This is a genomic window from Belnapia mucosa (assembly GCF_016775475.1).
Lineage (GTDB): Bacteria > Pseudomonadota > Alphaproteobacteria > Acetobacterales > Acetobacteraceae > Belnapia > Belnapia mucosa.
This window is the reverse complement of sequence record NZ_JAEUXJ010000082.1, coordinates 1-659: the sequence shown is the minus strand read 5'-3', so window position 1 is coordinate 659 and position 659 is coordinate 1. Positions and strand designations below refer to the sequence as shown.

1 protein-coding gene is annotated in these 659 nt (G+C 70.6%); it reads left to right on the top strand.

The features are described 5' to 3' along the window. On the top strand, positions 1-659 hold a 659-nt coding region (locus JMJ55_RS30450), incomplete at both ends, for a PAS domain S-box protein (RefSeq protein WP_202829347.1).

Here is a 659-nt window from a genome sequence, read left to right as displayed (position 1 = left end):
GACGTCACCGAGCGTCGCCGGACCGAGGAAGCGCTACGCGAGAGCGAGGCGCGGTTCCGCCACATGGCCGACAGCGCTCCGGCGCTGATCTGGATGACCAATGAGGAGGGCCAGGTCGTCTTTGCCAACATGCACTACGATTACATGTTCGGTCGGCCGGCGGCGGAGATGCTGGGGCGAGGGTGGGAGGAGATCGTCCTGCCCGAGGATCTCGATCGGCACTACGCGGCCTTTCTGGAGGCCTTCCACGCCCGGGCGCCCTTCCGGACCGAGACGCGGGTGCGCGACCGCGCCGGCCAGGTGCGCTGGCTGCGCTGCGAGGGCGTGCCGCGCCTGGACGATGCGGGCCGGTTCCTCGGCTACACCGGCTGCAACCTGGACATCACCGAGACCCGGCTGGCGGCCGACGAGATGGAACACCGCGTTGCCGAGAGGACGGCCGAGCTGATGGCCGCCGAGGAGACGTTGCGGCAGGCGCAGAAGATGGAGGCAGTGGGCCAGCTCACGGGCGGCATCGCGCACGACTTCAACAATATGCTCCAGGGCGTCACGGGTGGCATTGACATGGCGCGGCGTCGGCTCGCAGCGGGACGCACTGCCGAGGCCGGGCGCTATCTCGACGCGGCACGGGAGGCGGTGGGCCGGGCGGCCGGCCTGAC